The organism is Amycolatopsis palatopharyngis (assembly GCF_003385185.1).
In the GTDB taxonomy this organism is placed as follows: Bacteria; Actinomycetota; Actinomycetes; order Mycobacteriales; family Pseudonocardiaceae; genus Amycolatopsis; species Amycolatopsis palatopharyngis.
Map to the genome: position 1 here is coordinate 23,532 of NZ_PQHZ01000037.1, position 25,847 is coordinate 49,378.

A 25,847-nucleotide genomic window follows, 5' to 3' on the forward strand; every position below is an offset into this window, starting at 1 on the left:
AGGCAGCGCGTGCCCCGACACCGATCGTCCAGGCCTGCCGGCCTTCGGGACAAGCCCACAGCCCCCACTGCAAGTACATACTCCGACGGGGTGCCAGCTCTGGTGGTCTCGAGTCGACGTGGACCAACGCCGAACCTGCGTGCGGCCGCCGTGGTCGTCGGTGTCGCCGCAGGCGCCGGTGCCGCAGCCCTCCAAGTTCTCACCGAGCCGCCGGTTACTCATCACGAGCCGCGAATCACACTGCTCGCGATGGACGCAGACGACCCAAGTGGCAGGTCCGGCGTGGGCGGAGACGGCACAGGGGCGGGTGTTTTCCTCTCGCCGCAGACGATGCCTCCGCAGGACGAGGCGGCGCATCTCAAGGCCGCGAAGCAGGTCAGCAACGAGCGAATCGCCCGCGAGGCGGAAGAGAGGCGGCAGCGGGAGCGGGAAGCGGCGGAAGCGAAGAAACGGCAGGAGCGGGAAGCGGCGGAAGAGGCCGCCCGCGGGCGCGTGGTGGCGCCCGTTCAGGGAAGGATCACCTCCAACTACGGGCCACGATGGGGCGCCACCCACTACGGCCTCGACATCGCCAACGAGATTGGGACGCCGATCCGCGCGGCCATGACGGGTGTCGTCCTCGATGCCGGACCCGCAAGTGGATTCGGACTGTGGGTTCGCCTTCAGCACGAGGACGGCAGTGTCACCGTCTACGGTCACATCAACTCGTACTCGGTGAGCGTAGGGGAGCGGGTCGAGGCAGGCGACGTGATCGCGGAGGTTGGGAATCGGGGCAGGTCCACCGGACCACATCTGCACTTCGAGGTCTGGGGCCCGAGCGGTAAGAAGCTCAACCCGCTGGCCTGGCTACGGGAGGCGGGCGCGGACATCTAACGACCGAAACCGGGTCTGAGCCGCTCTGATGTACTAATATAGGTCGTAGTTGTGCGCGGGAGCCGGAGACGAGGTTGTGTGCGGATGGGTCAGGTCCAGCTTCCGCTGTCTCGCACTACTGTCGCCGTACCGTCCTGGCGATGGGGCAGGGGAGTCGGGGCGACGCTCGTCAGTGCCGCGATCGTTGGCGTTCCTACGGATGTGATCGATACCGACTGGTTCACGAGGATGACTCCCGTGCGTTGGTGGGAATACCCGGCGTTGTTGCTGACGGTCGGGCTGACCGGCCTGTGGTTTGCGATCGTCGTCCAGGGCTCCGCCGGTGATCGTGGCCGCACACGTGTTCTCGGGTCCTCGCTGCTCTCCGCGCTCGCAGTCGGGTGTCCGGTCTGCAACAAGATCGTCATCGGACTTCTCGGTGTATCAGGTGCACTGGGACTGTGGGCACCGATCCAACCGGCACTTGCGGTGGTGTCGCTGGCTGTCCTTATCGCGGCGGTGATCCTGAGATGGCGGAAGCGAACGTGCAGAACGGACACTTGCGCCGTCGAATCGGATGCCGACTGAGCAATTGTGACAGGGTGACGAGAACCGCGGATTGCGTGTTCATCGTGATCCGTGGAACTCGGCTGACGGTCCTGTGCGGCGGCGATGGCGTCCTCGTCGGTAACGGTCTCGAATCCCGTAGCAGTTCTCCGGTGCCGTCGCCACAGGGTTCGTCGAACATACCGAGATAGGCGAACTTGTCGTGCTCCCACACATCCGTCGTGCCTTTGGTAGCAGGCGTTCCCCACGCCCGGTCGTCTGCCACAACTTCGTGGTGCGTCCAGCAGGATCACGCTGTGCAGACAGCGAAGTGTTTTGATCACGATCTGGATCGCCGTGAGCTCCGTTGCGGACGCCGGCCAGATGGCCGCGGCGAGTCTCGCGACCAACCCCGCCGGCGATCAGAGCACTTCTTCGTCTGTTTGCTGTACCTACACGAACACCTCTCGCAGGTGCTGCGTCCCCTGGCCGGCCTTGTGGGCTGGCTCGGATCGATAGCTGGCAATGGGTAGGAGGACATGCCGAAGTCGGGACCTTGGGTGTGATCCGGAGGCTGTTACCTCCTTTCCGGGCGCTGCCTTGAGGATTCGGCGCAGGACCCTGCTTCGGCAAGGGAGACCACGTGTAGTAATAAGCCTGGGCAATCGTTCGACTGTAGACGAGCACCTGCACGCCCCGACTGTCGCGTGAGCGTTACTTCTTGCCGTGTATCTCAGGCGGTCATTGACTGTATACCCAACGGGGGCATAGTGTTCACCTACTCGAGTGACGCGACGCGCGACTGAAACCAGGGCCCCGACCGAACACGGCGAAGCCGGCTCATCCCGTGCGATGGGCCGTCTTGTCAGCGGATTCACTGTCGAGGAGACGTCATGGGAATGCCACCAGTCCAAAGGCCACTTAGAGCGGCCATCTCACTACTTCTTGTTACGGCCAGCGCAGTTCTCTCTGGTTGTTCGGGTGGGGGCACCGACAACGTGCTGCAGCGTGTTCAGGACAACGGCACACTGCGTGTCGCGCTGACCCAGGCCAACCCGCCGTGGAATTACCTGGACGATGCGGGCAAGCCCGTCGGCTATGACGTGGACGTCGCGCACGAGGTGGCTCGGCGGATAGGCGTCGAGGACGTAGAGTTCGTCGCCTCGAACTTCCAGAGCTTTATCGAAGGCGTCCGCGCCGGGCGCTTCGACATCGTGATCTCTGGTCAGACGATCACCGATGAGCGGAAGAAGCAGGTTGACTTCTCCCGTCCTTACCAGGTTAACGGTGTCTCGATCTTTGTGCCCGCCGCAGGCGGTGCAGTCAGCTCCCTGGCAGATCTGGAGGGAAAGACCGTCGCGGTGTCTGCCGGTACCACCCAGGAGAAGTTCGCCAGGGAGGAGATCCCGGGTGTGCAGGTCAAGACGTACCAGAACGCGACACTGGGCCTTACCGACCTTTCCCGCGGCAACGCCGATGCGATGCTGGTCTCTCGCTTCCAGGGAACCTACCTTGCCAAGCAGAACCAGCTGCAGGTGAGGCCGGTCGGGAAGCTCCTGGAGAGCGAGGTCAACGCGATGTCGTTCCGCAAGGGCTCGACTGAGTTCAAGAAGGAGATCGACCAGGCGATTTCGGACATGATGGCGGACGGCACGTTGACCCGCATCTCCCAACAGTGGCTCGACCTCGACATGACGCAAGAACTGCAGGCCCTGCCCGCCGATCAGGGTTAGGAGCACCACAATGGACATGTTAGTCAACTCGTTCCCCATGGTGCTCCGCGGCTTGAGCGTCACCTTGCTGCTTGGCGTGGTGTCCTTTGTGCTGGGTTCCGTGCTTGGTGCACTGGTCGCACTAGCACGAATCTCAGACTTTCAGATTCTCAGGGGTGCCGCGATCGCGTTCGTTTCGGTGTTTCGGGGCACCCCCCTACTGATCCAGATAATGATCATTTATTTTGGTTTGCCACAACTTGGAGTGCAACTTACGCCGATACCGTCGGCGATTCTCGCCTTAAGCCTTTTCGGCGCGGCCTACCTGAGCGAGAACTTCCGCGGCGGAATTCTGGGAGTCGACAACGGACAGTGGGAGGCCGCATCTTCCATTGGCATGCCCTACTGGCGGACCTTCCGCAGAATAGTCTTTCCGCAGGCCATCCGAGTCGCGACTCCGGCGGTCGGCGGGCGCTTCATCGCGCTAATGAAGGATACTTCGCTTGCCTCGGTGGTCACTGTCGTGGAGCTGACCAGGGTGGCGGAAAGTATCGGCAACTCTAATTTCCGGTACATGGAAGCGTTTCTGATGATCGGAGCAATTTACTGGATCATCAACTCGCTGCTGTCTGTGGGCCAGGGGATACTCGAGAAGCGCATGGGAAAGGCGTACGTATGACTACCACCACCATTGAACTCAGCGGCATTCATAAGGCTTTCGGCGACCTGGAGGTGCTGCGTGGGGTCGACCTTTCCGTCGAGCGCGGCGAGGTTGTCGTGCTCATGGGCCCGTCCGGGTCGGGTAAGACCACACTGGTGCGTTGTATGAACCTGCTCGAGGAGCCCGACGCCGGTCACGTGCGGATCTGCGACTGCGCCTTCGAGTGCGGTACACGTCGCGACCGTCGTGGACGGGCGAAGTTGATGCAACGCGCCCGGCAGCGGACCGGCATGGTGTTCCAGCAGTTCAACCTGTTCCCACACATGACAGCACTGGGCAACGTGATCGAGGGGCCGCGACAGGTGCGGAAGCTGCCCATGCCCGAAGCGGTTGCCCTCGGCGAGCGGCTGCTGGAACGGGTAGGCCTGGCGGACAAGCGCGATGTGCATCCCTCGCGACTGTCCGGTGGGCAGAAGCAGCGGGTCGCGATCGCCCGAGCGCTCGCCATGGAACCAGAAGCCGTGCTATTCGACGAACCAACCTCCGCACTTGACCCCGAGCTGCACGCCGAGGTGCTCGAAGTGATCCAGGAGCTGGCCGCCGACGGCATGACGATGGTGATCGTCACCCATGAGACACACTTTGCCCGAGAAGTCGCGAACCGGATCGTGTTCATGGACGGGGGAGTGGTGGTGGAGGAGGCCTCGCCCGAGACCTTCTTCACCCGTCCGGCAAAGGAACGAGTGCGATCGTTCCTCCGGCTGGTCGATCACTCCGGGGCGCTGGCGGACGCGCCCGCGCCCCGGGTCGGAGAGGAGGTCGTATGACGGTGACTGCCGTGCACACTTTCGACGTGGACCGGGCGCGGCGGGAGACCCCAGGTTGTGAGAACGTCGTCCACTTCAACAACGCCGGTGCCGCGCTGATGCCCGCGCCGGTACTGGACAGCACCGTTGCGCACCTGCGGCTCGAGGCCCGCGTCGGCGGATACGAAGCTGCCGCGGCGGCCGCAGGCCAGATTGATGCGGTCTACGGCTCGGCGGCACGCCTGCTCGGTTGCGGGTCCGACGAGGTCGCCGTGGTCGACAGCGCCACTCGCGCGTGGGACATGGCTTTCTACTCCATCCCCTTCACCCCAGGCGACCGAATTCTGACAAGTGAGGCGGAGTACGCCAGCAACTTCATCGCCTACCTGCAACTTGCGCAGCGGCACGACCTCGCGGTGGAGGTCGTGCCGAACGACGAGTCCGGGCAGATCTCGGTGTCCAGACTGCGAGAGCTGATCGACGAGCGGGTACGCCTCGTGTCGCTGACCCACATACCGACCAACGGCGGGTTGGTTAACCCTGCGGCAGAGGTAGGGAAGGTAGCCCGGGAAGCAGGCGTGCTCTACCTGCTTGACGCGTGCCAGTCGGCCGGTCAGTTACCGCTCGATGTCGCCGAGATCGGGTGCGACATGCTGTCGGTAACGGGACGCAAGTACCTGCGCGGGCCGCGTGGCACGGGCTTGCTCTACGTTCGTCGCGACGTGCTCGACGAACTGTCTCCGCCGATGCTGGACCTGCACGCCGCCACTTGGGTGGCACGAGACGAGTACCGGATGCGCTCAGACGCCCGACGTTTCGAGTCGTGGGAGTTCAACTACGCGGCCAAGATCGGGCTAGGCAGGGCCATCGACTACGCGCTGGACTGGGGAGTCGAGTGTATTCGCGACCGGGTGTACGCCCTGGCCGAGGAACTCCGGCGTGGACTCGCCGGGGTGTCCGGCGTGACACTGCGGGACGTGGGCGCAGAGCTCTGCGGGATCGTCACGTTCACGATAGAGGGCGTTGCGCCCGAAGATGTGAAGGCCTGGCTGGGGGTATGCGGCATCAACGTCAGTGTGTCCAGGGTGCCCTCCACAAGACTCGACATGGAGAACCGCGGGATCGATGAGCTCGTGCGCGCTTCCGTGCACTACTACAACACTGAGCGGGAGATCCAACTGCTGCTCGAAGCGGTGCGGGAAACTGGATCAGGAACGGGAAGGTCTGGCGGATGACTCGGAACGTGTTCCCGATGCATTCGACGAGGAGACGAGCAAGCCCAACGCTGCAGCGGTGAACGCACTGAGGACGACGAGGCCGAGCCAAAGCGATGGGGGCCAGCGGAGCGCGTCGGCCAATGCGAGACCGACAAGCTGACCGGACCAGATCGTGGTCGCCGCCAGGGCGCCGAGGAGCGCGGGCCGTGCAGCGCCGCGGGCTGTTCGAACACGAAGGAACCTCAGCGCTACGTCCACCACCACGGCTCCGGCGGCGGCGCCGATGGCTCCGGCTACGGCGATCGGCGGGAAGTCGACCACGGCAACCGACAGCCCCGCGACGGTGGTGACGAGTAGCGTCACCCCGCCGCGAGGTAGGCCCGCGTGGCTGCGCAGCATCAGCAAGAACGGCACAGTGATCGTCACCGTTGCCACGAGATATCCGGCCAGTGCGGCGATTACCGGTAACTCCGCCGCCTGGTGCCCAGGGGAGTTCGCCGGCGTGGGTACGAAGGGTTGGACCGGCGCCGGCGTAGAAAACGGCGAGGTGTACAGCAGGAAGAAGGCGACCAGTGCCGTCGTCAACACGAGCGAGAGCACGGATGGAAATGTCCATGGCGGCGTTGGGTAGCGATCACCGGCCGGCGCCAGCACCCGCTGTGCGCGCAGTGGGCTGGTCAGGATCAGCAGGCCACCGGCGCCCAGCAGCAAGTGGCTGGGGCTGACGAGGGCGTCGACGGCGATCTCGATGCCGAATATTTCATGCCAGGCAAGGTCGGTGACGCCCCCAACTCCGAAGACAACGACGCCAAGGACCGCCGCGCGGTAGCCGTAGGGCGGCCAAGCGGTAACGGGGACGCCTGGCTGACGGTTTCCCAAGGTGAGGAATGCGATCCATCCGGCCGTCACGGTGAACCCCGAGTACAGAGCCAGGTGCCATGGCGTGAAGAAGCTTTCCAGTTCGGGAACATTGAAGTGCGCCCAGCCGTCGCTGAATACCGCACCGACCAACCAGACTCCGAGCAATGACGTCACCAGGTCCCTGCGCCATTCCTTGCCGTTGTCGTGGCCAATTCCGGAATGAGTGGCAGTGGTACCCATGTCGGTTACTTACTCAGCCGGTCCAGGAGAAAGGTGCCTTCGCGCCGGTAGGGCTCACCGAGTACGGCACCGCTGTGGCTGCCGAGGCCACTGGCCACTGCCAGTGACAGGAAGATCTGGCGCTCGCCGAGGCGGCCGAGTTCCTCGTCAGTGTCTCCTGGCGTCCACCCTGGTGCGACCTTCTGCAGGGTGGTGTCGGCGGCCTGGGCACGCCAGTGCTGTGCGCTGAAGGAATTCTGCTGTGCCAGCACATCGAGTGCCTGTTGTTTGACGCCAAGGACGTCGGAGATCTCGACGACGCAGTTGGGCCGCTCGGGCGTCATGTAGAAGATCGTGGGGACCTGCAGCGGATCACCTCCACCACATTCGTCGATTCGCCAGTCGCGACTGGCGATCGCGAGGGATTCCGCGTACAGCAGTGCGATCATCCTTCGGTCGGGATCGAGATCATGTTGCGCATGCTCCGGGTCCTGCATGATGACGACTTCGGGACGAACTGTTCGGAGTAGCCGCACGATCGGTACCTTTGCCGTCGGCGTCACCTCGATCTCCCCGATGGCCGCACCAAGGTAAGTGACGTCCTCGATCCCGATGATCTTCGCCGCTTCGGAGATCTGCGGTCTGCTGCTTTTCCGGGACAGCAGCACAGCTGCGTGCACCTCATCGCCGGCAGCGAGAGCCTTCGCCAAAGCTCCGGCGCACTCGACGATCTCCAGGCCGAAGCTCGCGAGCATCAACACCTTCATCGCACACTCTCCTCTCGACGGACGGTGCACACTGGAATCGCACCTGGTTGTTCAGTTCGCTCGCTGGCGACCGGCGTCGATCAGCGCGGCGGTATAGACGTGCTCCGGCTGTTCGGCGAGACTGCGCGGCGTCCCGGACTCGACCAGCACTCCTTCCCGAAGTACCGCCACGCGATCACAGGACTGCATGGCCTCGCCGAGGTCATGGGTGACGAAAAGTACGGCAAGGCCGCGGTCGTGGGCGAGCCGGCGCAGTGTGCTGGCGATCCCGGCGCGCGTGGAGACGTCGAGCATCGAGGTGGCCTCATCCGCGACGAGGACGATGGGGTCGGCAACCAGCGCACGAGCGATCGCAACCCGTTGCCGCTGACCACCGGACAGGGCAGCGGGCAGCCGACGGAGGAAGTCCGGATCGGTCGGCAGCCCCGCTGCCGTGAGTGCGTCAGCGACCAAGTTGCTACGCCGGGTTCGTTCCACGCCGCCAAGTTTCAGCGGCTCGTCAACCAGCGAGAACACCGGCATCGCCGGGTGTAATGACCCGTACGGATCCTGGTGCACGAACCCGATTCTGCGCTGGGCAGAGCGTAGCCGTCTTCCACGTAGTCCGGTCAGCTCGACGCCCCCGACGATCACCGTGCCCTTCGACGGCGCGAGCAGGCCGAGTAACACCCGGCCCAGCGTGCTCTTGCCCGAGCCGCTTTCACCGACAACGCCGAGTATCTCGCCCGGGCGCAGGGCCAGGTCGACACTGCACAAGGCCTGCACCTCTCGTCGGCGGCTGCGGAAGGTGATGCTGATACCGCGTGCCTGCACAACTGGCGCGGCGAGGGCGTCAGTGACGTGCCCTCGAGGAACCGCGGGGAACTCGGGCACCGGTGCGTGCCCGACTCGTAGACAGGCCACCTCACCGTCGCGGTGCTGATTGAGCGCCGGCTCCGCGTCCTCGCACTCGGGTATCGCGATTGGGCAGCGAGCCGCGAACTGGCAGCCCTGCACTTCTGCACCCGGCGGCGGCGCGGCGCCCGGAATGGCCGCCCATGTGGTGTCTGGTTCGACGGAGGCGGTCGCCGCGAGCAGGCCGTGCGTGTAGGGGTGGTGGCAATTCTCGCGCAACGCTTCTGCGGGCCGCTGCTCCACGATCCGCCCGCCGTACATCACGGCGACGCGGTCGGCGACGGAGAGCAAACCGGGTAGGTCGTGGGAGATCACCAACATTCCGAGGTGCTGGGTGGTACGCAGCTCGGCGAGCAGCGCCAGCAGCCGTTCCTGTGTGATCAGGTCAAGGCCGGTTGTGGGCTCATCGGCCACGAGTAGCCGCGGTTCCCCTGCGAGCGCGAGTGCGATCGCGATCCGTTGACGCATGCCACCGGAGAGCTGGTGCGGGTGGGCGCCGAGCACCGAAGGGTCGAGCTGCACCAACTTGATCAGCTCGCGAGCACGCGTCCGCGCAGCGGTGGATGACGCATGCGTGTGCAGCCGGACCGCCTCGACGAACTGGGCCTCGATGCGACGAACCGGATTGAGGCCGCCCATCGCTCCTTGTGGGACGATGCCGATCTGGCGGCCACGAAGGTTTTGCCAGTCCCGCTCGCCCCGGCCCACCAACTCGTCGTCGTCAAGGCGGACGGACCCACTGACCCAGCTGCCGCCCGGCAGCAGACCGAGCAGAACCTTCGCGATCGTCGACTTGCCGGAACCGCTTTCTCCGACGAGCGCGAGGGCTTCACCGGCCGCGACCCGGAGGTCGACGTCGCGTACCGCGGCCACCCCGGGAACGTAACCGGCGCGCAGCGATTTGATCTCGAGCATCAGCGCACCTTCCGCAACGTCGGATTGATCCGTTCCTCCACGGCGACCCCGATCAAACCCAGTGCCACCACCGTCAGGGTGATGATGAGTCCGGGTGGCAGTGCCCAGCGGGCCCACGCGTCGGTGAGGAACGCACCGTTGGTGGATGCCCAGTACAGAATCGTTCCCCAGCTCGGTGAGGTCGGGTCGCCGAGACCGAGGAAGGAAAGGCTGGCGTCGGCGATGACGGCGCCCATCGCGGCGCGGACAAAGATCGGGATGAGCAGTGGCGCGACGGCGTAGGAGGCGTGCCGCACGAGCAGGTGGGACACCGGCGCGCCCATCGCCTTCGCCACCTCGACGTGCGGTGCGGACCAGGCCGCGAGCACGCCTGCCCGGATGACGCGGGCCGGTCCCGCCCAGGTCAGTGCGGCGAGTAACAGCACCCGCACGCCGACGCCGGGACCGAGGAACGCGGCCGCGAGGATCAGCAGTGGCAGCATCGGCAGCGCGAGTGTTACGTCGGCGAACCGCATCAGCACGGCTGACAGCCAGCGTGGCCCGACGGCGGCGAACCCGCCGATCAGGGCGGCGGTGGCGGTCACGACCGACGCGACGGCGATGCCGACGAACAGGGACGCGCGGCTGCCGATGACGAGCTGGGCGAAGAGATCTTTGCCGACATCGTCCCCGCCGAGCCAGAGCCCGGGCCTTGCCTCCGCCCACGGTTCCGCCACTGGGGACAGGCCTTCGTTGGAGAGGAACAGTGGACCCACGAGGGCAGCGAGGATCAGCAGCCCGAGGATCGTCACGCCGAGGAGCCCAGGGATGCCGAGCAGGTCACGTGCGCTGCGGCGAGCCTTTCCGGAGGTCACCGGGTCGGCTGGTTCCGCGACTACTTCCGTGCTCGTCATGTCGTCGCGGCCTGCTTCCTGACCCGGGGGTCGATCAGCGCGTACGTCGCGTCGGCGATCGCGTTCACCAACACGACCGCCACGGTCAGTACCAAAAAGGTTCCTTGCATGAGGGGGAAGTCTCGGGCGCGAATGGCCTCGAAGGTGACGCGGCCGAGGCCCGGGTAGGCGAAGACCGTCTCCACCACGAGTGCCCCGCCGACGAGGTAGCCGATCTCGATCAGCAGCACGGTGTGTGCTGGCAGTAAGGCCGGGCGCAATGCGTGCCGGAAGATGCGCCTCGGCAGGGGGATTCCCCGCGCCCGTGCGTGCTCGATGGGATCGCTAGCCAGCACCGAGAGCATCGAATACCGCGTGACCAGGAAGAACTGCCCGAACCCGGTGAGGGTGAGCGTCAGTACCGGTAGCACGAGATACTGCGCCAGTTCGGTGGGCTCGGCGAAGCCGGCGCCGACACCGAACGTCGGCAGCACGCCGAGCACCACACCGAACAGGGCGATGAACAACATACCCAGCCAGAACGACGGAATCGAATCGAACAGCAGCGCACCGGTGAGCAGGCCACTGCCCTTTCCCTTGCGACGGCGGAACCCGGCCAGTGCTCCGGTGGATACACCGATGACAAAAGTGAGCACGATGCTCGTGCCCACGAGCAGTAGCGTCCACGGCAGAGCTCTGCCGATGGCGTCCGTGACCGGTGAGCCATCTACAAAGGAGTTTCCGAGGTCAAAGGTGGCGAGTTTACCGAGATATACCAGGAACTGTTCCCAGAGGGGGCGGTCGAGACCGTACTCGGCGAGGATCTGCGCCTGCGTCTCGGCTGACAGAGCGCCGGCGTTCTCTCCACCGCCGAGTGTCTTCAGTGGGCCACCGGGCAGCGCTCTCGGCAACACGAAGTTGATGGCGAGGGCGAACACCAGCACGATGCCGTACTCGCCGAATCGCGCGGCAAGATGTCGTGCGACTACCATCCCAGATCCACAAAGGACATTTTGTTGAACAGACCCTGTCCGTCCTGGTACACCCACCCTCCATAGGCGTCCTGCCGATAGCCGTAAGTGTTCTCGGGGTAGTACAGAGTGACGAATGGCACCTTCTCAGCCACCGTCCCCTGCAGGTCGTCGAGCGTTTCCTGCCGAGCCTCGCTTGTGGTCGCACTGCGTAGCTCACCTGTGAGCCGGTCAATGTCCGGGTCGTTGGTGCCAGTGATGTTCAATCGTCCGACGCTGGTGTCGGAGTCCAGAATGTTCGCGATCGACGTCTTGTCGAGCATGACCGGGGCCGACCAGCCCCACATCGTCATGTCGTAGTCCCGGCCCTTGGTGACGTCGAGCTCCGGCCATACCTTGGCGTCGACGGAGTCGGAGTCCATGGAGCGCACCTCGACGCCGATGCCGACCTCCTTGAGCATGTCTCGGATCAACTCGGCGCTGCGTATGCGTTCCGGACTGCTCGACTGCACCAGCAGGGTGTAGTTCATCGGTGTGCCGTCCAGCACCCGGATCCCGTTCGGCCCGGGCTGAGCGCCAATCTCTTCAAGGAGTGCTACCGAACGCTGCGGGTTGTACTGGTGGTTCAGGCTGGTGTCCGCCCCGGGCGCTTCGGGATGCCAGAATCCCGGACTGCCCGGCAGGCCGCGACCGCGCAGGACAGTGTCAACCAACCTCTGGGTGTTGATTGCGGACGAAATCGCGGATCGTACCTTCGGTTCCTCGAAAGCCGGGTGACCGTTGTTGAACGCGAGGAGAATGCTGGTGAAGCTGGATCCGCGCTGGATTTTCACCCCGCGCTGTTCTTCCAGCCCGGTCGCCTGCTCCTCGGGAATCGTTCGCGTGAGGATCGAGACTTCGCCAGTTCGCAACGCAGCAAGCGCCGTCTGCTGATCGGGAATGATCGAGATCTTGATCGTCTGGATCCTCGGCTCGCCCATCGCATAATCCGGGTTTGCCGCGAGTTCGTACCCTCGGTCCTTGGTGTAGCTGACCAGCTTGTATGGCCCGGTGCCGACCGCTTGCTCGACGGTCGCGGTTTCCGGGCTGTCGATGGACTGCCAGATGTGTTTCGGCAGGATCCGCATGTCGGCTAGGAGCCGATTCGGGAAGTCGGGATCGGGCGAGGTCAAGGTGAAGATCACCGTGTCGTCCTGTGCGGTGACGTCCTGGATCCCCTGGATCGAGGGCGCCGAGTCGCCCTGTGGGTTCTGCCGGTAGTAGTCAACGCTGAACGCGACATCCTCGGTTGTGAGCGGCTTGCCGTCGTGCCACTTCACGTCAGGTCGCAGTTGCACGGTGAACGCCGTATTGTCGGGATTGGCTTCGAATCCCGTGGCCAGCAACGGCTTGAGGTCGTTCTTCGCGTCCCGTTCCAGCAGCTTGTCATAGACCAGCGCGACCAGATTGTTGCCAGGGAAGCCGGTCTGCTGAGTGTACGGAGTCAAAGTTCCCTCGTCGCCGCCGACACCGATTATCACCTCGTTCGCTTGCTGTGGTCCGCTTCGGCTTGTCGGCGAGGATTCGCCGGAACCACACCCGGAAAGTGCCAGAGCGACCACGATGGCGGAAGACACCGCTGCGAGGATTCGACGACGAGATCTGAGAAACATACTTGCCTCCACGACGTTGTGGTGGTGCGTATGAGCTGTCGTGCGCCCGGAAACTGGCCATGCTGCCCATCAAGCTGGCGACACAGCCGGTCAAGCTGGCAACAAGATACAGTTAGGAGGTAGGGGTATCAAGACGTAGTCATGATTTACTGCCACGCACCTCCGCTCCGTTGCGGAAAAGTAACGTCTGCTCAGCATGCGGTCTGGACCACGTAGCATTCGCACGGCTCGTTCACATGAAGCGATTACACCGATGTGCCACGATCTCATCCGGAAGCGACGAACCAACGGAGCGCGCTGTCGTCCCGCTCATCGTGGGTGAGTACGTGCGTCCGTCTCGTGGCGGTGATCTCCGTGGAGGGGTGCTCTACGTAGCCTCCCGCCTCGACCCTTGTGGTGGTTGGCGCCGTTGGGTCTTGCGTTGCTTGCGATGGCGTTGAACGGCCGCCCTGCGCGTGCCGGTTTCGATTACGGTTTCCTCTTCGGCGTCGCGTATCTGCTGCCGCTGCTCAGCTGGCTCTACGAGTTCTTCGGCGCCGGTTTCGGCGTCTGGCCCTGGCTCGGCCTCGTGGTGTTGGAGTTGTTGTACTTCGCGCTCCCGCGTACCGTACGGCCGTTTCCCGTGGGCGCGTATTGCGTTCTCCCAGCCGGAGGGAGAATTCCTGGCCCTTGCCGCATTCTGAGGAGCGTCACTGGTGAGCTTCGGGGTCGCGCTCACCGGGTGTGGTCTTGCGGTCCTGCCTGCTGCATCTTCGTCGGGGCCCGCGTCGGTGGGTCACTCCTGTCGCGCTGACCGCGATCCCGCTCGTGGCCGGCCTGGCGAGCCTCCTGGCCCTGGAGACCGAGCCCGACGCCGGCCGGTACCGCGACGGTCGCCGTGGTGCAGGGAACGACCCCGACCTTCGGTATCGGGCTGCTGGGGAAAGTGCCACGATCCGGGCCAACCACCTTGCCGAAGCCGACCGACTGGTCACCGCTGTCCGTTCCGAATGGGTACCGCAACCGGATCTGGTGATCTTCTCCGAACCGTCGAACAGGTTCGGTCCATCCCAGAGCGATCCCGAACTCGACCGCATAGCCGCGGGGCTCGGAGGTCCCGACGATCGTGGACAGGGTCTTCGAGATGGGCCCCCGAACAGGGTCGGCTTCGCGACCTGCTACGAGGTTGCTTACGACACCTCCCCGCAACTCGTACGGAGGCTGTAGCAAGCATCTACTACTTACCTTAGTGTTCACAGTCGGCCCTGTGAAGCGTTCATCTGGGCGTGAGCGTATACGTGGAGTTCGCGGTTACCCAATCCGCACCGACCGGACTGATCAGCGGTACAGGTGTCTTGCTAATCCTGCTTCTGGTCTCCTTCCTGCTGCGGCTGATTGAGGTCGCAGGCGCGGTTCTCTCGTGTGGACTGGTGCTCACCGCATTAAGCAGCGATCCTTGGCTATACCGGTTGGCTCGGCGGCAATTTGTCCTACAAGCACACGTTCGGCGTCAATCCCCATCAGTCATCCCACGACTCGCCGCTGCTGGGAAGCAATCGGAGACGTAGAAACGGGTAGTGGATAGGGCTTCAGTCGCCTGGCTGGATACGTGCTGTCTCCTGGGTAACCAGCCAGCGCCCGTCGGGCTGGCGGGCCAAGACGACAAAAGTGCTTCGCTGCCGGCCCGGTTCGGATGACTCGTCGGCCGCGATCGACCACCGTGCTTCGTAAGCGATCCGGCGCCCCGACTCGTTTGAGCCAACGACAGTGAGTTGGTCAACCGTCACCGTGAAGCGGCCCACTGTCGGGGTTTCCGCGACGACCAGCCCGCGTGGGTTGGCCGGGTTGTCGGGTGCGAGGTACGGCAGAACCCGTCGGTTGCTCTTGCCCCGGTCGGCCGCCGTCACGGTATGTGCCGCGACGAGGTAGGCGCGAGCGACAGCCTGCGGTTGCCGAAAGTCGACGTCAGGCGAGAAACTCGTGTCGGGCGTCCCTGGTAGTTGCTGCTGGTCGGACGCGGCGTCCCGCGCCTGTGGTCCGATCGGACGGGCTGTCGGCTCGATGGCTGGCGAGGAAGGCAAGGAACTTGTGGGATCACTGGAGTGACTGTTCGCGGCCAGGAGCCAGACCACACCGCCTACGGTGACCAGCGCAACAGCAGTGGCAATCGGACGTGCTCCCCACATTTTGAACTACTCCTTGAAGCTGACGTGAATGTGGTCATAGTGTCCGCCAGTTGCGTCTTTGGCGTCATACACGCCGCCACCGGTGTACGGCTCGCCCCATCCGCCTCGATCCCCCGTGGTTGGATCCCAGTAGCGGCCCTGCCAGATCACATACTTCACGCGGAGAGCCTCGGCGTGAACGCGCAGCCACGCAGCAATCCGCCACCCGGCGTCTAGTTGTTCGCCGCTGGGAAAGATGCCGGACCGATCAGGGAAGAGGTCGCAGCCCCGACCCTTCGGGTGGTCGCTGGTCGGGTTCCACGGCCGCGGAGCCCAGCAGCCGGCAGATCGGATCTGCGATTCAAAGGTCCGCTGGATTTCTCCTACGCCGTTCGCTGTGGCGGCGGTCAGGCAACCACTCGTGGTGGGGTCGGGTTCAGTGCATCCGGTTGGTCCGCCGACATACGGGGTGGGCGCCGAAAGTTGATCTAAGTCGACTCCTGGTGGAACAGTGCCTTCCGACCCACCGATTTTGGGGGTGGACATCCACTCACTCTCGTAACGGTGAATGTTGCTGATGTACCGTCGAATAAGTGAGGTGCACCGTGCACCGCAACCCGCTTCACCGGCTACCGGAATCCCGGTGCGGCTACCCGTCACACGGCTGCATCCCGCTATGTGGCAAATGCTCATGGCATCCAGTGGGTCGGTCGCCTTGCCACTTTGCTGCAGGTACTCAGCCATGGCACGGAGGTTGGTGCAGAGGAAGTCGATGCCCAAAGTCAGGTGCGTACTGGCGTCGAAGATATCCGCCTCCGCAGGTGGCGGGCTGCTGGGCCACGACTGACCACCCAGCCCGACCCAGTTCGCCTGGTTGATCTGCAGCAGACCAGCTGCGCCGCCGTTCACGTCAGCACTCCAGGCCCGGGGATTCCAGCCGGACTCTGCCTGCACCTCGGCGAGCACCCTGACTACGCTCAACTCTGGACAGCGCTCGCTTACTCGTGTAGTGACGAGAGGCAGCATGCTCCTGGCCAGCGGTGGAAGCCGGGCTACCGCGACTCCCGCCCGTGACGGTGAAGACTGCCCGACGGCGGGCTGGACCGCGACGAGGACCGTCATGAAGACAACAGGAACCACGACCATCACAACGCCGAGCAGGCACAGCAGCAGGACGAGATGCCGTGCCCGCATCGGCCCTCCCGTACGGCTGCGTCAGCCGTCGCACAGAGCGGTGTCGTGTTCACCACGACTCGCAACGGTCCTGCTACCAACTGCATACTAGCTGTCGTAGTAGGTGTGGGCAACGCTGTGGAGGTCGGCCCGCCCTCGCCGCCTTGACGTGGTCGCTCCTTCTTTCCACGTGCACGCCGCCGAACGACGTAGGCGCCGGTGGCGAAGCCGTCGGCGGCGAATGGTGTGCGGCTTCTGCCCAACCCTCGGCAACTGGCACAGGTGTCCAGCACCTTGTCTACTGTGGATGGTTTATCGAGCAGGGCGGCCAGTAGTGCCACGGGATGCAGCCACGACCCTGGGGGCTGGGCTTCGAGGTAACGGGTCTCGAGGTAGCCGGGTGGTCGCACGGGTGTGAGCAGGGTGCTGAGGTGGTAGTCGAGCGCAGGCGATTGTGGTCACCATGTTGACTGCACCGAGGATGGTGCCGAGGCCGGACACGAGCAGGCCGGTGATCCAGAGATCGGCGCCGACGCCGGGTGAGCTGATGGCGCTGGACAGTGGGGTGTAGGCGAACCAGCCGAAGTCGGCGGCGCCACCGGGGGTGAGAAAGCCTGCGACGACGGTCAGGCCACCGAAGAGGTACAGCCAGTAGGAGAACGCGTTCAGCCTCGGGAACGGGTGGTGGCAACTACCGCGTGGATACCGCACGGTTCGCTCGCCGTCGCTGCTCGTGTTGCTTGCGCTGCCCGTACGGGGTCAGTCCCCGCGGCTTGTACACCGCCAGCACGGTGCTCACGAGTAGTACCAGCAGTGCGAGCGTGGCGTGGAGTTGAGGCGAGCCGGCCAGCGCCCGCAGGTTGTTACCAGACAGTGCGCCCTCGGCCGCAGTGTCTGCGACGAAGCCGACGGTTTGCGTGTACACGAGTAGGACGACGGTGGCGATCAGGGTTAGCAGGAGTTTAAACAGGACCCAGTAGTGCCGGATCAGCCCCCAGGTGGTTCCCAGTGCCGAGACAAGCCCGGTGAACAGCGAAGTGAAGGCCAACGGGACGAGGACGAACCAGGTCATCGGCTGCATCACAAGGAGAGCGGCACGGACCAACTGGTCGTCCTGGCTGGTCGAGCCGACGACAGCGAGAGCCAGGAAGGCAACCACCGCGCCGAGCCAGCCGACCGAGGAGATGACGTGTGCAGTGAGGGCCGCCTTGCGCGTTCGAGGCGACATCGTCATCGGTTGGGGCCCGCACCTGGCGGAGGACTGAAAGGCGCCCGCGCTTCGATTTTTTCGACGGGTTGATTCCCGGACATGTGACGTCCAGGGCCGTGTTCGCCAAGGTTGCCCCCGCCGACGATGAGCACGATGACGATCAGCAGGGCCAGGACGCCAAAGATCATCGCCGACACCTTCACCCAACGCGGAGTCCCGTTGGTCGATCCACGATCAGGTTCAGCCCTGGTGCCGGACTCGGCACCAGGGCGGCGGGACATCTCACTCATCTTCATCTCCTCGGACGGCGCTCAGTTACCGAACTACCCACTGAGAGAGTTTATCGATACAATCTGTCTCTGTCGATGCAGAGTGTCGAGTTGCGATCATCGCGTATCCTGGATTCGTGCCGAAGCTCTGGAGTGAGACGATCAAGGCGCATCGCCGCGAGGTGCGGGACACGATCCTGGAGACCGCCTCGGCACTGGTGGCCGAGCGCGGCCTGCTGTCGGTGACGATGTCGCAGATCGCCGAGAGGGCCGATATCGGCCGTGCGACCCTGTACAAGTACTTCCCAGACGTCGAAGCGATCGTGCTGGCGTGGCACGAGCGTCAGGTTGCACGCCACCTCGAGCACCTCCTCGAGGTCCGAGATCACGCCTCCGATGGCGGCAGTCGGCTCGAAGCCGTGCTCTATGCCTACGCTGTAATTCATCAACGGCGGGTACACCACCACCGGCGCGAGCCTTACGGCAATGAACTATCGGCGTTCGTACATCGGGATGAGCACGTTGCCCACGCGGAGCACCAGGTTCACCAAGTGATCACGGATCTGATCGTGGCTGCTGTGAATGCCGGTAACGTGCGTGACGACGTGCCGGCTGATGAGCTCGCCAACTACTGCGTCCATGCGCTTGCCGCAGCATGCAGCTTGCGATCAGAGGTAGAATTGAACCGCCTCGTGGCCGTTGTCCTGTCTGGTTTGCGTCCCACAGGCTGATGCGCTTCCCGTGAATGCGATCACAACGGTGCGGGACAGCTGAACAGCGCGAGTCCGACGAGTAGCCCGGTCCCGACGAGGAACGGGAGAGTTACAGCGGTCATGCCTGCCATGGCGCACGAGGCCATGCGTCGGAGCTTTCCAGGGGGTGGGGGACCGCTCCGTAGGCGGACCATTCGCATGTCGACCCCATGTTGCGCCATTGCCAGCGACGTGCTCGGTGAGCCGTGACTCGATACCGCCTGCAAGGCAGACCGGACCGCGGCCCTGCCGCAATGACGCACAGCCGCCACATCTGCGGCAAGCTCGATGAGTTCACTGATCGCCTGTGGGGACTGGCGAAACAACGGAAGGAACGGCACTGCCGCGCGAAACGCCCCAGCGGTAGCGACGAGCAGATGGTGGCGGCCGGCGAGGTGGGCGCGCTCGTGCGCGAAGACGGCATCGACCGCCGGACGATCGAGGTGACGAACGAGGCCCTCGGTCGCCACGACGACGCCGGGACGACCGGCAAGGCTGAACGCGAGCGGCCGATCGTGCGCCAGCCATAACGTGCCGGGCGAACCGGGCTCCGACCGTGCAGCGAGTCGGAGAATCGCGAGATGCTCGCGCCGTTTCCGGGCCCTAATGCGAACGCCGTGGACGAACACGACGACGAGGCGAGCTACGAAGGCGACCAGCAGTGCTACTCCGAGCAGGCCGGCCAGCTCCTCGACGCGGGGCGGTGAGCCGTGCTGGATCGCCGACCAACACTGATCGATGGCGGCCAGCAGCGTGGTGCTTGGACCGTGACTCGGAATCAGCAGCAGCATGACCCCCACGGCGGCGCCGAGGAGAACGCCGGCGATCGACACCAGCCACACCACGATCAGCAGCACAGGGTCGCCAGACCGAAGATCCGCACGACGAATCACGGCCGGCGCGAGCCAGCCGACCGCGACCGCGCCTGCAAGCAGCGCGAGAGCGGCTGTCATCGCCGACGGACGCGCTTCCGGCGCAACGCACTGCGGAGCAGGTCGGTCTCGTCGTCAGAAACCGAGGCGACGAAGTGCATCAGCACGGCTTCAGCGTCACCGGAGGCGTCAAGCACGTCACGCAGGGCTTGCGCGGCGGCTTCCTCACGACTGAAGGTCGGTTCGTAGTAGTAGGCCTTGCCGTGCAGTTCGCGTTCGACCCACTCCTTCCGATAGAGATTGTCCAGTACGGTCATGACCGTGGTATAAGCGAGTTGTTTACCGGTATCGAGTTGCTCCAGAACATCGCGAACCTTGATCGGCTCCTCCGCGTGCCAGAGCACATCCATCACCGCTGCTTCGAGCTCACCGAGACCGTGCATGGCGCCTCCTCATGCAGGCGATCCTACGGCAGCTGTCGCTCTCGAATGTGCAGGCTGCGCATACCGCAGGCGAGCGCTAGCTACTAGCCATGACAATGGCAGCCTGTTGAACTAGATCCGATAGTAGGTTCCAGAATTTCCTTCGTGCAGCGGCTTGCCGATGTTGCAACTATTGTTAATAGTAGTCTGCCAGGGCCAAGTCGCCAGCGCTGTGCCCGCGGGAGTGCTCTGGTCATGCTCAGGGAAGCTGAGCTTCAGGGCCTTGCCGTGACGTACTTGTTCGGCACGGTAGAACTCGACACCTTACTCGGTCGCGGTTCGCTTAGGATTCCTGGTGGTGGTAGTCGGTGCTCTGACGCTGAGTGGGCGCTGTTGCTTCGGCTACCCGTAGGAGCGTTGTTGGACGTGACAACTCCGGGCGTGTTCCTGGGAATGGCGCTCGGAAGGCCAGGGCGTTTCCGGCCCTGACAATCGGCACCGTCACACTGCCTGCCGAATCGCGAACCACCGGGGGCCGTGCAGTCACCGTGATCGCGTGTGTCCTTGTCGTCGTGGCCGTCTTCGGGGCGTCTCTGCTTGCGTGACACCCCGAAGACGGTGAGCGTGAGCGGCTCAGGAGCACTCTCGGTTCGTTTGTTTTGTCAGCCGACCATGCGTCGTGCGCCGATCAAGTGGCCGTCGCCTTCCATGGAGCGGACGTCGACGAGTTGCCCCTCGGTGGGTGCGTCAACCATTTTGCCGTTGCCGACGAACATTCCGACGTGGTGGATGGCGCCGGGGTTGCCGGTTCCGTCGTCGTAGAACAGGAGATCTCCGGGCTGCAATTCATTGAGGCCGACCTGCTTGCCGGCCTGGTACTGCTGCCGGCTGGTGCGGGGAATGGAGATGCCGGCCTGCTGGTAGGCCCAGGAGGTCAGTCCGGAGCAGTCGAACTCGCTGGGTCCGGTGGCGCCCCATTCGTACTCTGATCCTCGTCGGGACAGGGCTGCCTGGAGCGCGTCGTTGGCCGCTCCGGGTGGGCCGAGGTAGGAACCGGTGTCCTGGACGGTGCCGAGTTCGGTGCGCTGCGCGGGGGCGAGGTCGTTCAGCGCTTCGCGCACTTGCTCAATCTGGTCTTCGAGCTTGGTTTGGCGCTGTTCGACCTGGTCGACGAGCTGTTGGGCGCCAGTAGTGGCTTGCTGGGCACGCTTCCGCGCCTCGGTGGCACTGGCCTGGGCCTTACTTGCTGCGTTTTTGGCGTCGCTGAGCTGACCCAGTGCATTCGCCTTGTCGGCCGCGAGTATGTCCAGTGCCGACATCCGGTCCAGCAGGTCGCTGCTGGAGTCGCTGGTGAGCACTGCCGACATACGGCTGAGGGGAGCGCCTTGCAGGGCTGCCGCGGCGAACTTGTCCACGTGCCCCCGGAACTGACCCTCGGCCCCCTGGGCTTGTTCGTAGGCAGCTGTCGCGGCAGCGAGGTCGGCTTCGGCAGCTTCCTTGTCGCGCTGCTTGTCTTTGAGGTTTTCCTGGGCCTCGAGCAGGTCCTCGTCGGCCATCGCTGCCTGGGCTCCCAGTTCCTCGTAGCGCTCCATGGCATCGGAGCTGCTCGTCGGGGGCTGGGCATCGGCAGTTGTCGAGCTCAACACCACGGCGAACGCCATCGTGGTGGCGGCCGACGCGCGCGTGGTGATGCGGCGAGCATGGGGTTTCACGGGTACTGAATCTCCTCATGGCTGTGCGTGGACTGGCAGCTGGGACCGCCCCGCCGGTCCGCGCGGTCACACTAAGGTAACGCCGCGCTGCCTGTCCACTATCGGTCATAGTACGGCTGTATCCGTACTCAGTGGCATCACGCTGCTGTAGTGGAGTGCGACGATGGATCCCACTACAGCAGCGTGAACGCGGATCAGTTGGCGGCGAGCAGGCCGGTCATCGTGGTGATCTCCACCTGCTGAGCATCGATGATCTCCTGCGCCAGTTCTTTCGCCTCAGCGTTGACGCCCTGCTGGAGCTGGGTGTTGGACATCTCAATCGCACCGTTGTGATGCTCGATCATCATCTCCAGCCACAGGCGATCGAAGTCGCCTTCCTTTGCCTGCTCCAGTTCGGCCATCACCTCGGACGACATCATCCCAGGCATCTCGCCGTGATCCATTCCGTCCATGGCGGGCATCGGCAGGGGAGCACCCCAAGCCTTGAGCCAGGAGGTCATCTTCTCGATCTCCGGCGCCTGGGCCTGCTGAATCTGTGCTGCCAGCTCGACGACCTCGGGGTTGGCCGTTCGGGACGCCACCATTTCGGCCATGTCCACGGCCTGCTGGTGGTGCGGAATCATCTGCTGGGCGAAGGCCGTATCGGCCTGGTTGAACTCCTGTTGCTGGTCCGATGCGGCTGAGGTTGCGGCCGCGGACGTGTTCGTGGCGTTGACGGCAGGCTCTTCGCCGGAACAGCCGGCCAGGAAGAGGATGCCTGCGGCTGACGCGGGCAGGGCGAATCGCAGCACTGTCTTTCGTAGCATGTGTGTCCTCACGGAAGTGGTTGTTTGGGGTAGACAGAGTCCGCACCAGCACCTGGTCAGGCACAGTGCGGATGTCTGTTACACCCGGAGAACGCACACCGTGAGAAGAATCTGTCGCCCGCAGGCGAGAGGCGGATCACGCGCAGGTGTGGATCCACCGACCCGGCCGTGTGCCGGGCGGAACCTGTCCACGATGACCTCGCGGCGCAGTCCGGCGAGAACAAGCGCGAAGGCGCCGACCAAGATCGCCAGGCACAGATGCAGGAGTTCGTGCGCACCGGAAGGCGGCTGAGATCCGTCTTCGGACTGGGCGACCACCGAGCCGTGGGTACTGACGACCGTAGCGGCAGAGTGCTCACTCGTGGTGTGGCCACTGTCGGTCGCCATGGCGTGGTGCATGACGAGGACCCCCAGCACGAGGGCACACAACATGGCCCATCGTGCCCAGGTGCTGGCGGCGCCCTCGGGTGTCACGCCTTCACAATATCTGCTTGTTCTCGGTTCGTTCCGGCAGTGGTGGGAAGAGCCGGCCAACCCGCCAGGTTCACAGTGGCGTCGACGGCGCTCGTGTGCGTGAACGTGCGGAGGTGGGTGCGCACCTATGCGGGGACAGGTTCGGCGGTCAGCTGCCCGCTGCGGTCGAGCAGGTATAGCGCGAGGACACAGCCACCGCCGATCAGGGTTAACCCGGCCCAGACGAGTTGCGGCCAACCGGCTTGCCTGGCCAGGTCGAACAGGGTTCCGGTGAACAGGTTGCCCAGCATGATGCCCACCCCGACAACAGTGTTGTAGAAGCCGTAGTGGGTGGCCACGAGGTGGTTTCCGGACAGTCGCACGACGGTGTCCATTTCGAAGGGAAAGACCGCGATGGTGCCGAGTGCGAGCAACGCCGCCGACAGGAGCACGACGGCTGCTGCCGGCACGGAGCCGAAGGCCGCGCGCGAGGGCACGAGCAGCAGCGGCACGAACGCGACCGACAGCAGGGCCATCCCGATCACGATGCTGCGGACCGGACCCCAGCGCCGGGTGAACCAGGCGGTGACTTTCAGTTGTCCGGCGATGGCCACGGCGCCGGACACGACGAACAGTGACGTGACCAGTGCCGTACTGGCGGTTTCGGACCCGGTGATCAGCCGCGCCTGCAGGGGCAAGGCGAGGTAGACCTGGAACGACAGCACGTACGAACCGATCATCGCCAGTCCGAAGAGGACGAACGGCCGGTTCGCGCCCACCGCTCGCCACTCCGCGAGGACCGAGGTCCGCTCGGTCGCTCGGCGGGCTTTCTGCTGCGGGAGTGCGCGCACCTGAACGACCGTCAGTACGGCGAACACAGCGGCAGCCACCAGGCAGGTGAGCCGGAAGTCGAGTGCGGTCAGGGCCAGTCCCGCGAGCGGGCCCAGCAGGATCCCGCCTTGGTAGAACGCGTTGAACAACGCGAACGCCTCGACCCGCCGCTCTCCTGAGTTCGTGGCGAGGTAGGCGCGTACGGCGGGGTTGAACAAGGCTCCGGCGAAGCCTGTCGCCGCGGACGCGACCACCAGTGCCGGCAGTGAGCCGACGGCGGCCAGCAGCGCGAAGCCAGCGGTCCGGAGCACGCATCCGGCGACGATCAATGGCTTGTAGCCGAACCGATCCGCAAGTGTTCCCCCCAGCAGGAACATGCCCTGCTGGGAGAAGTTGCGCACCCCGAGTACCAGGCCGACGGCCCAGGCAGCCAGGCCCAACGGTCCGGCGAGGTAACCGGCCAGGTACGGCATCAGCATGTAGAAGCCGACGTTGATGCCGAACTGGTTGATCATCAACAGTCTGCTGGGGTGGTCGAAGGTGCGGAACTGTGTGATGAGTTGCTTCACGCCAGAGCCTCCCGTGCGGCGGTGGGATCGGCGACGTGGGTACAGCGGGTCCAACCACGCACCACGTGGTCCCATGGGGTGCTGATGGTGTCCGGTTCGCGCGGTGGCTCGGTGTCGAGCAGGCCGTGCTCGGCGCAGTACTCGTCGTTGTAGACGGTGTCGAAGTAGCGGTGCGGGGCGTCCGGGAACACGGCGGCGATCCTGGTGTCCGGGTCGTTGCTCCGGGCGAGCCAGCCGGCGACGAGTGCGACCGCGCCCACGCTCCAGCCGCCGCTGGCGTGGTGGGTGGCCGCCAGTTTTCTGCAGGCCCAGACCGCGTCGCGGGGCCCGACCCAGTGGACCTCGTCGAAGGCGGCGTAGTCGACGTTGCGGGGGTAGATACTGGAGCCGAGCCCGCGCATCAGTCGTGGGGCGGCGGGCTGGCCGAAGATCGTGGAGCCCACGGTGTCGACTCCGACGAGCCGCAGGTGCGGGCAGAACTCGCGGAGTACGCGTGCCACCCCGGCCGAGTGACCGCCGGTGCCCACGGAGCACACCAGTACGTCAATGCGGCCGAGTTGCGCGATCAGTTCCTGTGCGAGCGAGGCGTAGGCGTCCACGTTGTCCGGGTTCTGGTACTGGTCCGGGCACCAGGCGCCGTGGCCGGTGTCGAGCAGTTGCTGGACCCGCTCGCGGCGGGCCTGCTGCCAGCCACCCTGCGGGTGGGGCCGGGACACGAGCTCCACCCGTGCACCGTGCGCGGCGAGCATGCGTCGCACGATCGGTTCCATCCCGGGATCGGTGACGAGCGTGACGGGGTGCCCGTAGACGATTCCGGCCAGGGCCAGGCCGAGACCGAGAGTGCCGCTGGTGGACTCGACGATCATCGCGCCCGGCTCCAGGTCGCCGCGTTCCCTCGCCTTGGCGACCATGTGGAGTGCGGGCCGGTCCTTCATGCCGCCGGGGTTGGCCCCTTCGAGTTTGGCCCAGAAGCCTCGGCGGGAGCCCGTGAAGGCCTCGCCGATCCACAGCACCGGGGTGTTGCCGACGGCGGTTCCAGGTGAGTGACAACGGGCGGCGGTGGTGAGGAGCTGGGCTGGTGACGATGGCACCGGTGGTGCGGTGAAAAGGGTGTGGCTCATACCTGTCTCGATCTCGATTCGGGCAGGCTGCGACGCGCAGCGGTGTACGAGGGGCGGCGGTCGGCCGTACGGCGTGCTGGAGCTGCGGCGGTACGACCGGGGGGTATCAGGACCGCGCGATACAGAGATCGATGAGCCGCCTGCGGCCGGTCTGCCAGCGAGAACCACTGCTGCGCGCAGGCGAGCGCCGGTTGGACCGAGCCGTGCTGCTCGCAGTGGCGGTGACTGTCAGTGCGCCGAGTACGGCGAGTGCGTCGCGTGGGCCTTCGGTCCGGGGGAGAGTGTGGACGGGCTCGTAAGGCACATGCATCTCGTGTGGCTGCTCGTGATGGCAGTCGTTTCCGGCGACAAGTTCGACAGGCCCTGACGCGGCCGGCTGGGATGTCGCATGGACACCACCGGAGTGGGTTCCAGACACGCACAGCCCGATGTGCAGTGCGACGAAAGGGACGAGCACCGCGGCCGCGATCACCGCCATCAGGATGTGGCGACGCTGAGCGACTGGACGAACTCCCACGGTCACTAACCTAGCAGGAGTAATGATCACTGCGCCGAACGGAGTAGCAAC

General features: G+C 64.8%; 27 protein-coding genes and 2 pseudogenes. 9 read left to right on the forward strand and 20 right to left on the reverse strand.

Translation table 11 applies throughout. The features are described from left to right. Positions 1-102 precede the first annotated feature (102 nt). The 6 genes from D0C15_RS24160 (at position 103) to D0C15_RS24185 (ending at position 5,812) form a co-directional block, all read left to right on the forward strand. Positions 103-873: a M23 family metallopeptidase gene (locus D0C15_RS24160; protein WP_245976171.1), complete on the forward strand. Its 771-nt coding sequence runs from the start codon at positions 103-105 to the stop codon at positions 871-873. 237 nt (positions 874-1,110) lie between these two features. Continuing rightward, positions 1,111-1,440, forward strand: coding sequence for a hypothetical protein (locus tag D0C15_RS24165; RefSeq protein WP_245976173.1), 330 nt, complete (start codon positions 1,111-1,113; stop codon positions 1,438-1,440). Positions 1,441-2,396: 956 nt separating this feature from the next. Next, on the forward strand, positions 2,397-3,131 hold the full coding sequence (locus tag D0C15_RS24170; RefSeq protein WP_245976175.1) for an ABC transporter substrate-binding protein: 735 nt from the start codon (positions 2,397-2,399) through the stop codon (positions 3,129-3,131). 10 nt (positions 3,132-3,141) lie between these two features. Then, entirely contained in the window at positions 3,142-3,789 is a 648-nt protein-coding gene (locus tag D0C15_RS24175; RefSeq protein WP_116049672.1) for an amino acid ABC transporter permease, read from the forward strand. Beyond that, entirely contained in the window at positions 3,786-4,598 is an 813-nt protein-coding gene (locus D0C15_RS24180) for an amino acid ABC transporter ATP-binding protein (protein WP_116049674.1), read from the forward strand. The genes D0C15_RS24175 and D0C15_RS24180 overlap by 4 nt, the downstream gene beginning before the upstream one ends. Further along, positions 4,595-5,812 carry an aminotransferase class V-fold PLP-dependent enzyme gene (locus tag D0C15_RS24185; protein ID WP_116049676.1) on the forward strand — a complete coding sequence of 406 codons (1,218 nt, stop codon included), beginning with the start codon at positions 4,595-4,597 and terminating at the stop codon, positions 5,810-5,812. The genes D0C15_RS24180 and D0C15_RS24185 overlap by 4 nt, the downstream gene beginning before the upstream one ends. Here D0C15_RS24185 and D0C15_RS24190 read toward each other — a convergent pair. Genes D0C15_RS24190 through D0C15_RS24215 form a run of 6 tightly spaced genes read right to left on the reverse strand, consistent with a single transcriptional unit; the run spans position 5,786 to position 12,780 of the window. Then, the gene (locus D0C15_RS24190; RefSeq protein ID WP_116049678.1) at positions 5,786-6,895 is read right to left on the reverse strand and encodes a hypothetical protein; all 1,110 of its coding nucleotides are present in this window, start codon (positions 6,893-6,895) and stop codon (positions 5,786-5,788) included. The two genes, D0C15_RS24185 and D0C15_RS24190, sit on opposite strands and share 27 nt — an antisense overlap. A 5-nt stretch (positions 6,896-6,900) precedes the next feature. Next, on the reverse strand, positions 6,901-7,641 hold the full coding sequence (locus D0C15_RS24195; protein WP_116049680.1) for a PIG-L deacetylase family protein: 741 nt from the start codon (positions 7,639-7,641) through the stop codon (positions 6,901-6,903). Between the two features lie 51 nt (positions 7,642-7,692). Continuing rightward, positions 7,693-9,450, reverse strand: a complete 1,758-nt coding sequence (locus D0C15_RS24200) for an ABC transporter ATP-binding protein (RefSeq protein ID WP_116049682.1) — start codon at positions 9,448-9,450, stop codon at positions 7,693-7,695. Then, positions 9,450-10,343 carry an ABC transporter permease gene (locus D0C15_RS24205; protein ID WP_116049685.1) on the reverse strand — a complete coding sequence of 298 codons (894 nt, stop codon included), beginning with the start codon at positions 10,341-10,343 and terminating at the stop codon, positions 9,450-9,452. Before D0C15_RS24205 ends, D0C15_RS24200 begins: the two co-directional genes overlap by 1 nt. After that, positions 10,340-11,314 (reverse strand): ABC transporter permease, encoded by a 975-nt coding sequence (locus tag D0C15_RS24210; RefSeq protein WP_116049687.1) that lies wholly within the window; start codon positions 11,312-11,314, stop codon positions 10,340-10,342. The genes D0C15_RS24205 and D0C15_RS24210 overlap by 4 nt, the downstream gene beginning before the upstream one ends. Beyond that, complete coding sequence (locus tag D0C15_RS24215) at positions 11,308-12,780, reverse strand: ABC transporter substrate-binding protein (protein WP_162830235.1); 1,473 nt, start codon at positions 12,778-12,780, stop codon at positions 11,308-11,310. The genes D0C15_RS24210 and D0C15_RS24215 overlap by 7 nt, the downstream gene beginning before the upstream one ends. Before the next feature lie 550 nt (positions 12,781-13,330). Between D0C15_RS24215 and D0C15_RS35775 the strand changes: the two are divergent. Further along, positions 13,331-13,738 (forward strand): annotated as a pseudogene (locus D0C15_RS35775) (hypothetical protein); the annotation flags it as partial. A 775-nt stretch (positions 13,739-14,513) separates the two neighbouring features. Here D0C15_RS35775 and D0C15_RS24230 read toward each other — a convergent pair. From D0C15_RS24230 to D0C15_RS24255, 6 genes and pseudogenes are all read right to left on the reverse strand, one after another. Next, positions 14,514-15,110, reverse strand: a complete 597-nt coding sequence (locus D0C15_RS24230; RefSeq protein WP_116049696.1) for a hypothetical protein — start codon at positions 15,108-15,110, stop codon at positions 14,514-14,516. A 6-nt stretch (positions 15,111-15,116) separates the two neighbouring features. After that, entirely contained in the window at positions 15,117-16,283 is a 1,167-nt protein-coding gene (locus D0C15_RS24235) for a lytic transglycosylase domain-containing protein (protein ID WP_116049699.1), read from the reverse strand. Beyond that, entirely contained in the window at positions 16,235-16,672 is a 438-nt protein-coding gene (locus D0C15_RS35895) for a hypothetical protein (RefSeq protein ID WP_483964188.1), read from the reverse strand. Before D0C15_RS35895 ends, D0C15_RS24235 begins: the two co-directional genes overlap by 49 nt. A 22-nt stretch (positions 16,673-16,694) precedes the next feature. Then, positions 16,695-16,958, reverse strand: a pseudogene (locus D0C15_RS24245) (cbb3-type cytochrome c oxidase subunit I); the annotation flags it as partial. Continuing rightward, on the reverse strand, positions 16,954-17,490 hold the full coding sequence (locus D0C15_RS24250; RefSeq protein ID WP_116049701.1) for a DUF2269 domain-containing protein: 537 nt from the start codon (positions 17,488-17,490) through the stop codon (positions 16,954-16,956). The gene D0C15_RS24250 and the pseudogene D0C15_RS24245, both read right to left, overlap by 5 nt. A 2-nt stretch (positions 17,491-17,492) precedes the next feature. Beyond that, positions 17,493-17,762: a hypothetical protein gene (locus D0C15_RS24255; protein WP_116049704.1), complete on the reverse strand. Its 270-nt coding sequence runs from the start codon at positions 17,760-17,762 to the stop codon at positions 17,493-17,495. A gap of 116 nt (positions 17,763-17,878) precedes the next feature. Here D0C15_RS24255 and D0C15_RS24260 point away from each other — a divergent pair, with 116 nt between their 5' ends. Beyond that, positions 17,879-18,472, forward strand: a complete 594-nt coding sequence (locus tag D0C15_RS24260; protein ID WP_116049706.1) for a TetR/AcrR family transcriptional regulator — start codon at positions 17,879-17,881, stop codon at positions 18,470-18,472. 20 nt (positions 18,473-18,492) lie between these two features. Here D0C15_RS24260 and D0C15_RS24265 read toward each other — a convergent pair whose 3' ends face one another. Beyond that, the gene (locus tag D0C15_RS24265) at positions 18,493-19,122 is read right to left on the reverse strand and encodes a M56 family metallopeptidase (protein ID WP_245976184.1); all 630 of its coding nucleotides are present in this window, start codon (positions 19,120-19,122) and stop codon (positions 18,493-18,495) included. On the opposite strand from D0C15_RS24265, the gene D0C15_RS35520 reads away from it, so the two are divergent. Further along, the gene (locus D0C15_RS35520; RefSeq protein ID WP_281270729.1) at positions 19,075-19,200 is read left to right on the forward strand and encodes a hypothetical protein; all 126 of its coding nucleotides are present in this window, start codon (positions 19,075-19,077) and stop codon (positions 19,198-19,200) included. The genes D0C15_RS24265 and D0C15_RS35520 overlap by 48 nt on opposite strands. 242 nt (positions 19,201-19,442) lie before the next feature. Here D0C15_RS35520 and D0C15_RS24270 read toward each other — a convergent pair whose 3' ends face one another. The 7 genes from D0C15_RS24270 to D0C15_RS24300 form a co-directional block, all read right to left on the reverse strand. Further along, positions 19,443-19,808, reverse strand: coding sequence for a BlaI/MecI/CopY family transcriptional regulator (locus D0C15_RS24270; RefSeq protein ID WP_116049710.1), 366 nt, complete (start codon positions 19,806-19,808; stop codon positions 19,443-19,445). Between the two features lie 641 nt (positions 19,809-20,449). Beyond that, positions 20,450-21,448 (reverse strand): C40 family peptidase, encoded by a 999-nt coding sequence (locus D0C15_RS24275; RefSeq protein ID WP_245976176.1) that lies wholly within the window; start codon positions 21,446-21,448, stop codon positions 20,450-20,452. Between the two features lie 245 nt (positions 21,449-21,693). Then, positions 21,694-22,305 (reverse strand): DUF305 domain-containing protein, encoded by a 612-nt coding sequence (locus D0C15_RS24280; protein WP_116049713.1) that lies wholly within the window; start codon positions 22,303-22,305, stop codon positions 21,694-21,696. Between the two features lie 78 nt (positions 22,306-22,383). Further along, positions 22,384-22,779, reverse strand: coding sequence for a hypothetical protein (locus tag D0C15_RS24285; RefSeq protein ID WP_211323310.1), 396 nt, complete (start codon positions 22,777-22,779; stop codon positions 22,384-22,386). Between the two features lie 125 nt (positions 22,780-22,904). Then, positions 22,905-24,158, reverse strand: coding sequence for an MFS transporter (locus D0C15_RS24290; protein WP_116049716.1), 1,254 nt, complete (start codon positions 24,156-24,158; stop codon positions 22,905-22,907). After that, positions 24,155-25,279 carry a PLP-dependent cysteine synthase family protein gene (locus D0C15_RS24295; protein WP_116049718.1) on the reverse strand — a complete coding sequence of 375 codons (1,125 nt, stop codon included), beginning with the start codon at positions 25,277-25,279 and terminating at the stop codon, positions 24,155-24,157. The genes D0C15_RS24290 and D0C15_RS24295 overlap by 4 nt, the downstream gene beginning before the upstream one ends. Positions 25,280-25,385: 106 nt before the next feature. Continuing rightward, on the reverse strand, positions 25,386-25,796 hold the full coding sequence (locus D0C15_RS24300; RefSeq protein WP_162830236.1) for a hypothetical protein: 411 nt from the start codon (positions 25,794-25,796) through the stop codon (positions 25,386-25,388). Between the last annotated feature and the right edge of the window lie 51 nt (positions 25,797-25,847).